The sequence below is a fragment of the Bradyrhizobium canariense genome (assembly GCF_900105125.1).
Taxonomy (GTDB): domain Bacteria; phylum Pseudomonadota; class Alphaproteobacteria; order Rhizobiales; family Xanthobacteraceae; genus Bradyrhizobium; species Bradyrhizobium canariense_A.
Map to the genome: position 1 here is coordinate 1,192,345 of NZ_LT629750.1, position 14,090 is coordinate 1,206,434.

7 protein-coding genes are annotated in these 14,090 nt (G+C 61.5%); 3 read left to right on the forward strand and 4 right to left on the reverse strand.

The window, feature by feature from the left end:
* Window positions 1-345: 345 nt before the first annotated feature.
* Window positions 346-3,339, reverse strand: a complete 2,994-nt coding sequence (gene uvrA / locus BLV09_RS05935; RefSeq protein WP_100381944.1) for an excinuclease ABC subunit UvrA — start codon at window positions 3,337-3,339, stop codon at window positions 346-348.
* 295 nt (window positions 3,340-3,634) lie between these two features.
* The gene (locus BLV09_RS05940) at window positions 3,635-4,393 is read right to left on the reverse strand and encodes an outer membrane protein (RefSeq protein ID WP_100381943.1); all 759 of its coding nucleotides are present in this window, start codon (window positions 4,391-4,393) and stop codon (window positions 3,635-3,637) included.
* A 475-nt stretch (window positions 4,394-4,868) separates the two neighbouring features.
* Here BLV09_RS05940 and BLV09_RS05945 point away from each other — a divergent pair, with 475 nt between their 5' ends.
* The 3 genes from BLV09_RS05945 to gyrA all read left to right on the forward strand — a co-directional run bounded on the left by BLV09_RS05945 (window position 4,869) and on the right by gyrA (window position 8,792).
* Window positions 4,869-5,357 carry a single-stranded DNA-binding protein gene (locus BLV09_RS05945; RefSeq protein WP_146686627.1) on the forward strand — a complete coding sequence of 163 codons (489 nt, stop codon included), beginning with the start codon at window positions 4,869-4,871 and terminating at the stop codon, window positions 5,355-5,357.
* 79 nt (window positions 5,358-5,436) lie between these two features.
* Window positions 5,437-5,835, forward strand: coding sequence for a DUF2306 domain-containing protein (locus tag BLV09_RS05950; protein ID WP_100381941.1), 399 nt, complete (start codon window positions 5,437-5,439; stop codon window positions 5,833-5,835).
* 215 nt (window positions 5,836-6,050) lie between these two features.
* A complete protein-coding gene (gyrA, locus tag BLV09_RS05955) occupies window positions 6,051-8,792 on the forward strand; it encodes a DNA gyrase subunit A (protein WP_100381940.1) in 2,742 nt (913 codons plus the stop codon).
* Between the two features lie 20 nt (window positions 8,793-8,812).
* Here the strand turns inward: gyrA and BLV09_RS05960 are convergent, their stop codons facing one another.
* Both BLV09_RS05960 and BLV09_RS05965 read right to left on the reverse strand, forming a co-directional pair.
* The gene (locus tag BLV09_RS05960) at window positions 8,813-11,536 is read right to left on the reverse strand and encodes an autotransporter outer membrane beta-barrel domain-containing protein (RefSeq protein WP_146686628.1); all 2,724 of its coding nucleotides are present in this window, start codon (window positions 11,534-11,536) and stop codon (window positions 8,813-8,815) included.
* A 602-nt stretch (window positions 11,537-12,138) separates the two neighbouring features.
* Entirely contained in the window at window positions 12,139-14,046 is a 1,908-nt protein-coding gene (locus tag BLV09_RS05965) for a potassium transporter Kup (protein ID WP_146686629.1), read from the reverse strand.
* Between the last annotated feature and the right edge of the window lie 44 nt (window positions 14,047-14,090).

Sequence of the window (14,090 nt, forward strand, 5' to 3'; positions counted from 1 at the left end):
CGCCCTCATCAGTTTTGAGCAAGGGGCTGTTCGCAATCTGCAAGACTTACATAAACAATGTTAGGAGAGCGAAAGGGCTCGATCTCCTTAGGTAGCAGCCGTCTGGTGCTTCGCCTCGGCAATCGCAGCGGGCGGATTCGGTTCAAACTTGCTGATACCTAGCGCCAGCATTTTCTTGAGCACTTCGGCAGCCTCACGCGCGCCGCGCGGCTCGCGCTGTCGAATCCTTCAAGAATTTACGATAGAGATTTGAGGCCGACTCGGAATCTACCCGAAGCGGAGGATGGAGCGCATAGAGCGCCCTTAGCTTAGTCGTACTTTGCACGACCTCGCCTAGCGCCTGAGTCACTCCGCCGCCTCGCTCGTGCCGCTCTTCCTTGACTTGCCCGCCTTCGCCAGCACCGGCGCCAGGAACTTGCCCGTATAGCTCCGCGGCGCTTTGACGATATCCTCCGGCGGACCCCAGGCAACGATTTCGCCGCCGCCGTCGCCGCCTTCGGGGCCGAGATCGATCACCCAGTCGGCGGTTTTGATCACCTCGAGATTGTGCTCGATCACGACCACCGTATTGCCCTGCGACACCAGTTCGTGCAGCACTTCCAGCAGTTTCTTGACGTCGTGGAAATGCAGGCCCGTGGTCGGCTCGTCCAGGATATAGAGCGTGCGGCCGGTCGCGCGCTTCGACAATTCTTTTGCCAGTTTGACGCGCTGGGCCTCGCCGCCCGAGAGCGTCGTGGCCTGCTGGCCGACATGGATGTAATCGAGGCCGACGCGGTGCAGCGTCTTGAAGGTCTCGCGCACCCGCGGCACCGCCTTGAAGAATTCGGCGGCTTCCTCGACCGTCATGTCGAGCACGTCGGCGATCGACTTGCCCTTGAACAGCACCTCCAGCGTTTCGCGGTTGTAGCGCTTGCCCTTGCAGACGTCGCACGTGACGTAGACATCAGGCAAAAAGTGCATCTCGATCTTGATGACGCCGTCGCCCTGGCAGGCTTCGCAGCGGCCGCCCTTGACGTTGAATGAAAACCGCCCGGGCTCGTAGCCGCGCGCCTTGGCTTCCGGCAGGCCGGCGAACCATTCGCGGATCGGCGTGAAGGCGCCGGTATAGGTCGCGGGGTTGGAGCGCGGGGTGCGGCCGATCGGCGACTGGTCGATATCGATGATCTTGTCGATATGCTCCAGCCCCTCGATGCGATCGTGCGGCGCGGCGCCTTCGCTGGCATTGTTGAGTTTGCGCGCGATGGCGCGATAGAGCGTGTCGATCAATAGCGTCGACTTGCCGCCACCGGAAACGCCGGTGACGCAGGTGAACAGCCCCAGCGGAATTTCCGCCGAAACGTTTTTCAGATTGTTGCCGCGGGCATTGACCACCTTGATGGTGCGGCGATGGTTCGGCGGCCGCCGCTCGGGAACGTCGACCGATAATTCGCCGGTGAGATATTTTCCGGTCAGCGACTTCGGATTGTTCATGATGTCGGCGGGCGTGCCCTGGGCGACGATATTGCCGCCATGCATGCCGGCGCCGGGGCCGACGTCGACGACATGATCGGCCAGCAGGATCGCGTCCTCGTCGTGCTCGACCACGATCACGGTGTTGCCGAGGTCGCGGAGTCGCTTGAGGGTTTCCAGCAGCCGGGCGTTGTCGCGCTGATGCAAGCCGATCGAAGGCTCGTCCAGCACATAGAGCACGCCGGTCAGTCCCGAGCCGATCTGCGAAGCCAGCCGGATCCGCTGGCTTTCACCGCCGGACAGGGTGCCGGAGGCGCGCGCCAGCGTCAGGTAATTGAGGCCGACATCGAGCAGGAACGACAGCCGCTCGCGGATCTCCTTCAGCACCCGCGCGGCGATCTCGTTTTGCTGCGCGTTGAGCACCTTGGGCACCGACTCGAACCACTCGCCGGCGTTGCGCACCGAAAGCTCGGAGATTTCACCGATGTGCTTGCCGCCGATCTTGACGCACAGCGCCTCGGGCTTCAGCCGATAGCCGTGGCAGCCATCGCAGGGCACATCGGAAAAATATTTTGCCAACTCCTCGCGCGCCCATTCGCTGTCGGTCTCGCGATAACGGCGGTTGATATTGGTGATGACGCCCTCGAACGGTTTCTTGGTGTCATAGGAGCGCACGCCGTCCTCATAGGAGAACTTGATCTCGTCATCTCCCGAGCCATGCAGAATCGCGTTCTGCGTCTTTTTCGGCAGCTCCTTCCATTTGGTGTCGAGCGTGAACTTGTAGAACTTGGCCAACGCCGTCAGCGTCTGGACGTAGTAGGGCGAGGATGATTTCGCCCAGGGCGCGATCGCGCCCTTGCGCAGCGTCGCTTCCTTGTCGGGGATGACGAGATCCTCATCGACATGCTGCTCGACGCCGAGGCCGCCGCAGGCCGGGCAGGCGCCGTACGGATTGTTGAAGGAGAACAGCCGCGGCTCGATTTCCGGAATGGTGAAGCCGGAAACCGGGCAGGCGAACTTCTCCGAGAACAGGATCCGCTCCGGTCCGCTCTTGTCGTGGATCTTGGCGGTCTTCTTATCGGGCTTTTTCTCGTCGGACTTCTTGTCGCTGCCGGCCGAGGTGGGCGCGTCGGCGTATTCGATCACCGCCAGGCCCTCGGCGAGCTTCAGCGCGGTCTCAAAGCTTTCCGCCAGCCGCTGGCCGATGTCTGATCGTACCACGATGCGGTCGACCACCACGTCGATATCGTGCGGGAATTTCTTGTCGAGAACGGGCGCCTCTGCCAGTTCGTAGAACGTGCCGTCGATCTTGACCCGCTGGAACCCCTTCTTGAGGTATTCGGCGAGTTCCTTGCGGTATTCGCCCTTGCGGCCGCGCACCACCGGCGCCAGCAGATAGAGCCTCGTGCCTTCCGGCAGCGCCAGCACGCGATCGACCATCTGCGAGACGATCTGGCTCTCGATCGGCAGGCCGGTTGCGGGCGAATAGGGCACGCCGACCCGCGCCCACAACAGCCGCATGTAGTCATAGATCTCGGTCACGGTGCCGACGGTCGAGCGCGGGTTCTTCGACGTGGTCTTTTGCTCGATGGAGATCGCCGGCGACAGCCCGTCGATCTGGTCGACGTCCGGCTTCTGCATCATCTCCAGGAACTGGCGCGCATAGGCCGACAGCGATTCGACGTAGCGGCGCTGGCCTTCGGCATAGATGGTGTCGAACGCGAGCGAGGATTTTCCCGAGCCGGACAGGCCGGTGAACACCACCAGCCTGTCGCGCGGGATTTCCAGATCGACGTTTTTGAGATTGTGCTCGCGCGCGCCGCGAATCGTTATCGCGCGTGTGCCGGAGCCGGCGGTTTGTTGGCGCTTCGCCTTGATCACTTCATCCATGCGGGCAATTCCAGACGCGCAAGCGTGTTCGGGCGCGCATCACGGAAACCCGGGAGCGAACGCCAATGGGTGCTTTTCGGAACATAGGAAGAACGGGAGCCGATTTCCAGTGCCGCTTTCAATCCATCAACCGTTTGCTGCGGCCGAGGTTGCCGCGCCGGTGAAATGACGGCACTGGGCGCAACCAAGATAGGGCGCAATCGGGACAGGTTGGGCGCAAAAGAAAAGGCCGGCGCAACGCGCCGGCCTTTCCAAGTTACTCAGTCCCCCCAAGGCCTGAGATTGAGTACCGAGATCAGTACTTCGCAATGACCGGACCACCCCAGTTGAAGTGATAGTTCACGCGGGCCGTGACCATATCCACATCTCCGCTAATCCGATCAGTAGCAAAGACGGTACTCGTCGCTGGAACAAAAAACGTCGTGGTGTGGTTGTTCATGAAAATATGATCGTACTCAACGGCAACCGACCAACCCGGGGCAAAGCCGTATTCGAGGCCGGCGCCGACTGTGCCGCCCCATTGCGTGTTGTTGCTGGAAGTTCCTACAACTGTGTTCGCGACGTCAAAGATGATGTCGCTACGATTGTCGGTCACCGCGGCGCCGCCCTTCACGTAGAACAGGACGTTGTTCCAGGCATAGCCAACCTGGCCGGTGAACAACCCGAACGCATCCATTCGCGAACGATTGGTGAAACCGGGAAAGAGGAGGCTTTCATTGGATCCACGCAGATCGGCCCAGTCGCCTTGGGCTTCCAAGCCGAACACCCATTGGCTGGCCTGCCAGCGATAACCGATCTGACCACCAACAACGCCTCCGTCTGCGTTGTGGCAACCTTCATTGCCGAGGAAAGTGCCCGCGGGGGTAACGGCATTGAAGCAACTGTGTTGGTTAGCCCAACCGCCGTTGGCACCGATATAGAACCCGCTCCAGTCATACACAGGGGCGACCATCGGAGGCGCCTTGGTATAGGGCCGCGGGGCGAGGTCGGCCGCCGATGCGGGCGCCATGCCCAGTGCGATCAGACCAACCGTACCCAACAAAAACTTTTTCATTGTCGATCTCCAGCTATTTCGACGTGTTTTTGAAGCTTGTTGTGTTCGCGCATTTGCGCCGCGACCCATCCATTCCCAGAAACACGATATGCCGATTCAGTCGAAAAAGCCGTCGCCGAAATGCAACAGTCGCGGACCAAGTGCGTCCATGACAACGTAATGATTTGTTTAGGCTATTCGGGAACCCGATGGAACTTTTCGGGCTTTTTTGTGGCAGTTGTATTCGGAGCTCATGCATCCCCACATTGAGATACCGCCTGGATATTTTCCGGCGGCTTTTAAAAGAACAAATCTGGAACATTCTGGGAATGGACGCTATATGTGGATAACCTCGGGATCATGCGGCTCGCCTGATCGGCGAACGTATAGGGTCGATCTCAAGGTGGTCCCGACGCGCCGACAGGCGATATCAAAGCTCAATCCGGCGGATGTGAGCGAGGGGCAGTCCAGTAAATTTCGAGCGTGGAGAGCGGCGATGGCGGGAAGTGTGAACAAGGTTATTTTGGTTGGTAATCTCGGCAAGGACCCGGAGATCCGGCGTACGCAGGACGGGCGGCCGATCGCCAATTTGAGCGTGGCGACATCAGAAACATGGCGCGACAAGGGGACTGGCGAGCGCAAGGAAAAGACCGAGTGGCATCGCGTCGTCATCTTTAATGAAGGGCTCTGCAAGGTCGCCGAGCAATATCTGAAGAAGGGCGCCAAGGTTTACATCGAAGGCCAGTTGCAGACCCGCAAATGGACCGATCAGGCCGGCGCCGAAAAATATTCGACCGAAGTGGTGCTGCAGGGATTCAATTCGAACCTGACCATGCTGGATGGCCGCAGCGGTGGCGGCGGCAATTTCGGGGCCGAGGATTCCGGCAGCGATTTCGGCTCCAGCAGTCCGTCGAGCCCCGCACCCCGCCGCGCCGTAGCAGCCGGTGCGCGCAACAGCGATATGGACGACGACATTCCGTTCTAAGGGCGGGCGAAAAATCAGCGGAAGGCGTGGCGTGTCCCGCGCCACGCCTTCCGCAGGGTTTTAGTCGGGAACTGCCGCCGTGAGTCTTGCGCCGCTACTCCATGCAGCGCCCCAAATACCGCTCCACGCCTTCGCGGCGATGGGCGCCTTCGTGCTCGGCGTCGTCCAGCTTGCGGCTCCGAAGGGCACACTGCCTCACCGTACGCTCGGCTGGATCTGGGTCGTGCTGATGGCGATCGTGGCCGTCAGTTCATTCTGGATCCATCAAATCCGGCTCGTCGGTCCCTGGAGTCCGATCCATCTATTGTCGATCTTCACGCTGCTGATGCTGCCGCTTGCTGTGTGGAAGGCGCATCGCCATGAAGTCGTCGGTCACCGCCGCATCATGATCCTTATTTTCACGGGCGCGCTTGTGATCGCCGGGCTGTTTACGTTGCTGCCGGGGCGGATCATGCATGCCGTCGTATTCGGGGCCTGAGACGCGCTTTTCGAAGCGGAAATCCGGGGCTCGAAATAGACCCCGGGGGAGGGGTTCCAGGGGCCGGATTCGAGGTCATTGCTGAAAATTCAGTTAACGACGTAAGTCTCTGGAAAAACGAAAGGAAAAACCGCTCGGCGGGGGCAGTTGGGGGTGGTTTGGAAGCCTCCGATAGGCTATATGATTCCTGACCAAGAATTGACCGGATTCCCCCTTTGGCTGACACAGAAGATCCGAATCCCGGAGAGCCCAAGGGGCCTTCCGATATTCGTCCCGTATCGATCCTCGACGAGATGAAACGCTCCTACCTCGATTACGCCATGAGTGTGATCGTGGCGCGCGCGCTGCCCGATGCGCGCGACGGTTTGAAGCCGGTTCATCGCCGTATTCTCTACGCGATGTACGAGAACGGCTTCGAATGGAACAAACCCTACCGCAAGTCGGCCCGGACCGTCGGCGACGTGATCGGTAAATACCATCCCCACGGCGACCAGTCGGTCTACGACGCAATGGTGCGCATGGCGCAGGATTTCTCCATGCGCGTGCCCTTGATCGACGGGCAGGGCAATTTCGGCTCGGTGGACGGCGATACGGCCGCCGCCATGCGTTACACCGAATCCCGCCTGACCAAGATTGCGCAACTGCTGCTCGACGACATCGACAAGGACACCGTCGATTACCAGGATAACTACGACGGTTCCTTCCGCGAACCGCGGGTGCTGCCGGCGAAATTTCCAAATCTGCTGGTCAACGGCGCCGGCGGCATCGCGGTCGGCATGGCCACCAACATTCCGCCGCACAATCTCGGCGAAGTCATCGATGGCTGTGTCGCGCTGATCGACAATCCCGCGCTTTCGATCGATGATCTCATCAACATCATCCCCGGACCGGATTTCCCGACCGCCGGCATTATCCTCGGACGCCAGGGCATCCGCTCGGCCTACCACCTCGGCCGCGGCTCGATCGTGATGCGCGGCAAACCGAAGATCGAGTCCTACGGGAAGGACCGCGAAGCCATCATCATCACGGAAATTCCCTACCAGGTGAACAAGGCCGCCATGGTGGCGCGCATCAGCGAACTGCATCGCGAGAAGAAGATCGAGGGTATTTCCGATCTCCGCGACGAATCCGACCGCGACGGCTTGCGCGTCGTCGTCGAACTGAAGCGCGACGCGGTGCCGGAAGTGGTGTTGAACCAACTCTACCGGTTCACGCCGCTGCAGACCAATTTCGGGGTCAATATGGTGGCGCTCGACGCCGGCCGCCCGCTGCTGATGAACCTGAAGGACCTGCTGACGATCTTCATCGCGTTCCGCGAACAGGTCGTCACGCGGCGCACCAAATTCCTGCTCAACAAGGCGCGCGACCGCGCCCACGTCCTGGTCGGTCTCGCGATTGCCGTGGCCAATATCGACGAGATCATCCGCGTGATCCGGACCTCGCCCAATCCCGCCACCGCGCGCGACACCCTGATGTCGCGCGACTGGGCGGCGAAGGATGTGGCGGCGATGATCACGCTGATCGACGATCCGCGCCATCGGTTGGCGGAAGATGGCACCGCACGGCTGTCGTTCGACCAGGCGCAAGCCATTCTCGATTTGCGTTTGGCGAGGCTGACGGCGCTCGGCCGCGAGGAGATTGGTGAGGAACTTGACAAGCTCGCGGTGGAAATCGCCGATTACCTGGAAATCCTGCGTTCGCGCGCCCGGGTCCAGACCATCATCAAGGACGAACTCGCCGCGGTGAAATCGGAATTCGCCACCCCGCGCAAAACCATGATCCTCGAGCAGGAAAACGAGGTCGAAGACGAAGACCTGATCCAGCGCGAAGATATGGTGGTCACGGTCTCGCACGCCGGCTACGTCAAGCGTGTGCCGCTGTCGGCCTATCGGGCGCAGCGCCGCGGCGGCAAGGGCCGGTCGGGTATGCAGACCCGCGACGAGGATTTCGTTAGCCGACTGTTCGTGGCTTCGACCCATACGCCGGTGCTGTTCTTTTCGTCGCGCGGCCAGGTCTACAAGGAAAAGGTTTGGCGGCTGCCGGTGGCGCCGCCGAACGGGCGTGGCAAGGCGATGATCAATATCCTGCCGCTGGAGCAGGGCGAACGCATCACCACCATCATGCCGTTGCCCGAGGATGAAAGCTCCTGGGCCAATCTCGACGTGATGTTCGCGACCACCGGCGGCAATGTCCGCCGCAACAAGCTGTCGGATTTCGTCGACGTCCGCCATTCCGGCATCATCGCGATGAAACTCGAGGATGACGAGGCGATCGTCGACGTCCAGATCTGCACCGAACATGACGACGTGCTGCTGACCGCCGCCGGCGGACAGTGCATCCGCTTCCCCGTCACCGATGTCCGCGTCTTTACCGGCCGCACCTCCATGGGCGTGCGCGGCATTGCGCTGCCCGGGAGCGACAAGCTGATCTCGCTGTCGATCCTGCGCCACGTCGAGGCGACTTCGGACGAGCGAACGGCCTATTTGAAAATGCGCCGCGCCGTCGCCGGCGAGACGACATCGGAGGAGCCTGCCGATACCGAGGGCGAGGAAACCGCCGGGGAAACCTCAGGCGCGATCCAGCTCAGCCAGGAGCGCTATGTCGAGATGTCGGCGCAGGAGCAGGTAGTCCTGACGGTGTCCGTCAATGGCTACGGCAAGCGCACCTCGTCGTTCGAGTACCGGACCACCGGACGCGGCGGCAAGGGCATCGTTGCGATGTCGGTCAACGGGCGTAACGGCAAGCTGGTGGCCTCATTCCCGGTCGAGGACAGCGATCAGATCATGCTGGTGACCGACAAGGGTCAGCTGATCCGCTGTCCGGTCGAGGGCATCCGAATCGCGGGCCGCTCGACCCAGGGCGTCATCGTATTCGACACCGCCGAAGACGAGCACGTGGTGTCGGTCGAGCATATCGGCGATGACGGAGAGAATGGCGAGAACGGCAACGGCGGTTAGCCGTTGTCGGCTTAATCGCTTCACCAGCTGTAGCGAACGCCGATATTGCCTTGGGCTCCGCCGTGGCTGCTTTCGTTGGTTTGATCGATCGCGAACAGATAGCTGCCTTGGGCGTAGAGGCTGAGACGGTTGTTGAGCCTGGCGGTCACGCCGCCCAGCACTTCCGTCCGCGTCGAACTCTCGATCAGCTGCACCTGGTCGATGCCGAAATTCGTTGTGGCTTCCGCGCCCCAGCCGCGCCAGACATTCACGCCTATATAAGGCTGCCACAGAATTCCGTTGCGGCCCTCGATGGTCCATTGGCCGCGCAGGCCGAGCCGTCCGGTCGGGCCAGAAGTCGAGCCGAGGCCGACCGGACCTAAACCGTCATTCGCATCGTCGAACGTGACCTGTTGCCAGATGATCTGCGCTTGCGGCTCCAGCACGAAGCGCGGTCCAAGTGGCAGCGGTATGGGATAGCCCGCTTCCAGTGAGGCGATGAAGCCGGAGCCATTGGTCGGCAGATCTGCGAACTGTGTCGTGGCGTTACCCCGATAGGCCGTCTCTTGCAGGATTGCGTCGAGATACCACCCTTGTGGACCGTAGTGGGTCCAGTACGCGCCGGCGGAGAAGGCATCGAGGTTCAAAGAGCCGGTATGGGTCAGCACATAGCCCGTTGCCGTGGCGTTGGTGACGAGACCGGTCACGTTAACTTCGGCCTGACCGTAGCCGAAATAAACGCCGGCGGCGTCGCGGTGGCCGGAGACCAGGTTGCCGCGCCAAAGATCGATGCCGCCCTGGAAGCCTCCCAGCCAGCCACTGGCGCGCGGATCGGCAAACGCCTGGTAGTGATCGTCGATCTGCTGTCCGAAGAAGCGTGCCCAGTCGGAACGATCCCATCCCATAGCGCCGTTGCCGGCGTTCGCCAGCGTCATGGTGTCGCCGATGCGCTGGTTGAGCGTGCCGAGCGTGGCAAGCCCCAACTCGCGCGCGACCGGCTGCACGACGCCGTAGGTTGCAAGTTCCGGCCCGATGATCGGATAGGTGCCCGGCGGCAGCACGGCGGGCGGCGCTTCCGGCGGCAATGTCGGCGGCGGAACCTGCAACTCCGGCGGCATTCCCGGCAGTGTGGACGGCGTACCGGGCGCGTCGAAGGTCGAACGCAGGAACCAGTTGTTCGGGACATCGCCGTTGAGACCGCCGCGGAACAGGAAATAATCATAGGCGCCGCCACGTGCTTCGCCGACAAGCATGAAGGCATCCGAAGTTGTCGTGCCGCCGTTGGTCGCGTTGACGACCAGGATGCCGTTGGCCACGGTCTGATCCCCGGATCCGTTGGCGTTCAGAATCCTGAGATTTGTCGAGCCCGTCGCCGCGCCGCCATTGACGATAAGCTGATCGGACGGCGAGTTGTCTGCACCGAGAAAGGTGTTGAACGTGATCGTTCCGCCCGTGCCGGTGTAATTCATCGCGGTCAGTGTCTTGAACGCGGATGACGCCGGCGTGGAGATGATGTCGCTGTCGTTGTTCGTGAGATTGGTGACGTTGGAACTTCCGGTCATGTTCCAGGTCGTCCCGTTGCCGAGCGTGACATTGCTCGTGCTCGAGGCGTCGGTGAGCATCGCGCCGGTCAGCGTCGAATGATTGCTGGTCATCGTGACGGCCGAGCTGTTCGCGGCGCTCAGCAGGATTCCGTTGTTGCCGGTCGCCGTCGCATCCGTCGTGGTGATGGCGGCGTTGCCGCCTTGCGCTGCGAACGCATCCGACGCCGAACTGACCACCGTGCCGTCAAGGCTCAGCGTATTCGTCACGCCTGCCGGTGCCTGAAGCAGAAATCCGTAGCTGCCCGCACCACCGGAGGTCGTGACGCTTCCGCCGCTCAGCGAGATGTTCGCACCATTCTGCAAAAAGCCGCCGCGGGCACTCCCGCCGTTGCTGGAGACGTTGACGGTCACACCGCCGCCCGTGATGCTGCTGCCGGCGCCGGTTGCGAGCAGACCCGTCTCGCCACCGCCATTGCCATTTACGGTAACGGCTCCTCCGTTGAGCATGACCGAAGCGCCGCCATCGGCGCGCACGCCGGTATCGTTGCCGCCGGCGCCACCGAGATTCGGTATCGTCACCGTCGCGCCGTTGCTGATGATCTGGCTGCCGGCGCCTGATGCCAGCAGCCCGGTGTTCTGGCCGCCGCCCTGCACAAAGTCGATGCTGGTTCCGCTGTTCAGCGTGACCTTGCCGCCGGCGAGCGCCTCGGCGCCAATGTTGTTTCCCCCGCCGCCGAGATTTACCGCCAGACCTGTCGCGATGATCTGGCTGCCCGCGCCATTGGCGAGCAGAGCGGTTCCTCCGCCGCCGAATGACGGATTGATGGTCGATCCGGACTGAAAAATGATCTGACCGCCGGTCTGCGCTGACGCGGCGGTGCTCCAGTTACCGGTGATGGTCGATCCGGAGCTGAACACGATCGTGCCGTTGGTCTCGGCCAATCCGCCGATGCTGCCGCCGTTGAAGGGATTGATCGTGACATTGTTGGTGGTGATCTGGCCGCTTGTGGTGGCGTGCACCGCAGGTGTGCCGTTGAGCGTTGTATTTGGAGCGATCGCGCAGGATCCGCTGGTGAGCGTGACCGAACTGCCGGAAACGCTGCAGGTCTGGCCGACCGCGATGTCGGATATGCCGCAGACGCCCAGGACAACGAGCAAGACAGCGAGCGCATCGCGCACGATCCGCCGCCACTCATCGCGGCGGTCGATGGACCGGACCATGCGGGCTGAGTTCCGATCCGCGTCATGCAGGTCGTCTGTATCGCCCAAACGATGTGCGTGGCTGAGCTCGCCGGCTTGACCTCGCCTGAGCGAGCAGCCGATCACCAACGGCGCGCGCGTTGCTTTACGAGTCTCTGTTCCAAGCATCTGTTCCCCTCGTAGAACAGCTGGTCCTTGCGTAACCTATGGCTTGGTCATGAAATCGCGGCTCAATATGCGCGAACAATATTCCCTGAAATACAACTGAGTCCGCATCTTACAACGTTTGGTAGTGTCCTGATTGCCACTATCGAACAGAATTTCACGACGTCTGCGGACGCGGATCAAAAATGTTTATGAAATTTTTCGGAGAGCTTGCGAGTGCTTCAAATGTTCTGTCCACCGTGACAGGAGATGGTGAGAACGGTAACAGATGCTGGCTATTCGAAGTTTGGCATCACGATGATACCGGAACCGACGCCTGCACAACGCGGCTGCTATGGCGTTTCGAGCGAAAGCCTGTCCCGACTTGGGTGGCGCGGTGGGGACCGGTTCGCTTAAAAAACAAGCAAACTAAAATCAGAGCCTGGTTCCGATTCAATCGGAACGATAACGTTCAAAAGTCAGATCTCGATTTCGGTGCCGAACTCGACGACCTGGCGGGCAGGCACGTCGAAAAATGCCGCCGTCCGCTCGGCGTTACGCTGCAGAAACGCAAACAACGACTCGCGCCACAGCGACATGCCCGGAATGTCCTCGCGCGGGATGATGGTTTCGCGGCCGATGTAATAGGTGATGTCGGTGAGATCGATGCCCGGCAGCTTGCCCTGATTGCAGGCGAGCACCAGCCCCGCATAGATCGTCGGATATTGCATGAAGCCGTAGTGCAGAATGACGCGGGTGATGCCCGGGATGATCTCGATCACCTCGGCACGTTCCTCATCCGCAACGCGCGGAGATTCCTCAATCAGCACCGTAACCAGCACCACGCGCTGGTGCAGGCAGTGGTTATGCTTGACGAATTGCGTCAGCGCGAGCGGCACGCCGTTCGGCGCTGATGCCAAAAATATCGCCGTTCCGGAAAGCCGCGCGTGACATTTGCTGATCGCGGTTTCGATCAGGTCCTCTTCCGGTTGGCGCAGGCTGCCACGCGCCCGCTCCACCAGCCTGACGCCGCTGCGCCAGGTCAGCATCAAAAACGCAACCACCGTCGCGAGCAGCAACGGAAACCAGCCGCCTTCGAACAGCTTGGTCGAGTTGGCGGCGAAGAAAATGCAGTCGATGACCAGGAAAAAACCATTCACGGCGACGACAATGAGCGGTGAGTAGCCCCATTGTATCGCAACCAGCGCCGCCAACAGCGTGGTGATCGCCATCAGCAGCGACACCGCGATGCCATAGGCGCCCGCCAGCGCATCCGATGTGCCGAAGCCGATGACGGCTCCAAGGGTCGCTGCGGCCAGCAGCCAGTTCACCAGCGGCACATAGATCTGGCCGATGGCATGGCTCGTGGTGTGCTTGATGTGCATGCGCGGCAAGAAGCCGAGCTGAATCGATTGTTGCGTCAACGAGAACACGCCGGAAATGATCGCCTGCGATGCAATGACGGTGGCCAGCGCAGCGAACGCCACCAGCGGATACTGCACCCAGTCAGGGGCGAGCTGGTAGAAAGGGTTATCGATCGCGGTTGGATCCGTGACCAGGAGCGCCGCCTGACCGAAATAGTTGAGCACGAGAGCGGGTAGCGCAACGGTGAACCATGCCAGACGGATCGGCACCCTGCCGAAATGGCCCATATCGGCGTACATCGCTTCACCGCCGGTGACCGCGAGGAAGGCCGCGCCGAGAATGGCGAAGCTGATGTGGAAATCCTCGTGGATCAGGAAGTCGAAAGCATAGAGCGGGCTCAGCGCGGCCAGCACCGCCGGCGCCTTGATAATGCCGTGGATGCCGAGTGCGGCGAGAATGGCGAACCAGCCGAGCATGACGGGTCCGAATATCTGGCCGATAAATCCGGTGCCCTGCTTCTGCATCAGGAACAGGCCGATCAGGATCACCACAGTCAGCGGCACCACGACTGGAGTCAGCGAGGGCGCGTCGACCTTTAATCCCTCGATTGCGCTCAGCACCGAGATCGCCGGTGTGATGGCGCCGTCGCCGTACAGCAGGGCCGCGCCGACGAGGCCTACGATCAGAAGTTGTGCGCGCCATGTTCCGGGCTGGGCGTTGCGCGCCGAAAGCAGCGCCAGCAGGGCAACGATGCCGCCTTCGCCGCGATTGTCGGCGCGCATGATCAGCAACGCATATTTGATCGAGATGATCAGGATCAGCGCCCAGAGGATCAGCGAAGCGACCCCGAGTATCGCGTCCGAAGTCAGTGGTCCGCCATGGGCGGCGGCCTTGGCCGCTTCCTTCAGCGCATAGAGCGGGCTGGTGCCGATGTCGCCGTAGACGACGCCGAGGGCGCCGATCGTTGCCGTAACGGGAAGCGCGTTGGACTTGAGCGAGTCTGCGACTGGCGTGTCGGTCACTGGCGAAGCCTCCCAAGGCAACCGGGCAAGGCAACCGCGCCCGC

Bases quoted from the DNA above. Each gene is read 5' to 3' on its own strand.
- uvrA (WP_100381944.1), bottom strand. From the start codon at position 3,339: ATGGATGAAGTGATCAAGGCGAAGCGCCAACAAACCGCCGGCTCCGGC.
- BLV09_RS05940 (WP_100381943.1), bottom strand. From the start codon at position 4,393: ATGAAAAAGTTTTTGTTGGGTACGGTTGGTCTGATCGCACTGGGCATG.
- BLV09_RS05945 (WP_146686627.1), top strand. From the start codon at position 4,869: ATGGCGGGAAGTGTGAACAAGGTTATTTTGGTTGGTAATCTCGGCAAG.
- BLV09_RS05960 (WP_146686628.1), bottom strand. From the start codon at position 11,536: ATGGTCCGGTCCATCGACCGCCGCGATGAGTGGCGGCGGATCGTGCGC.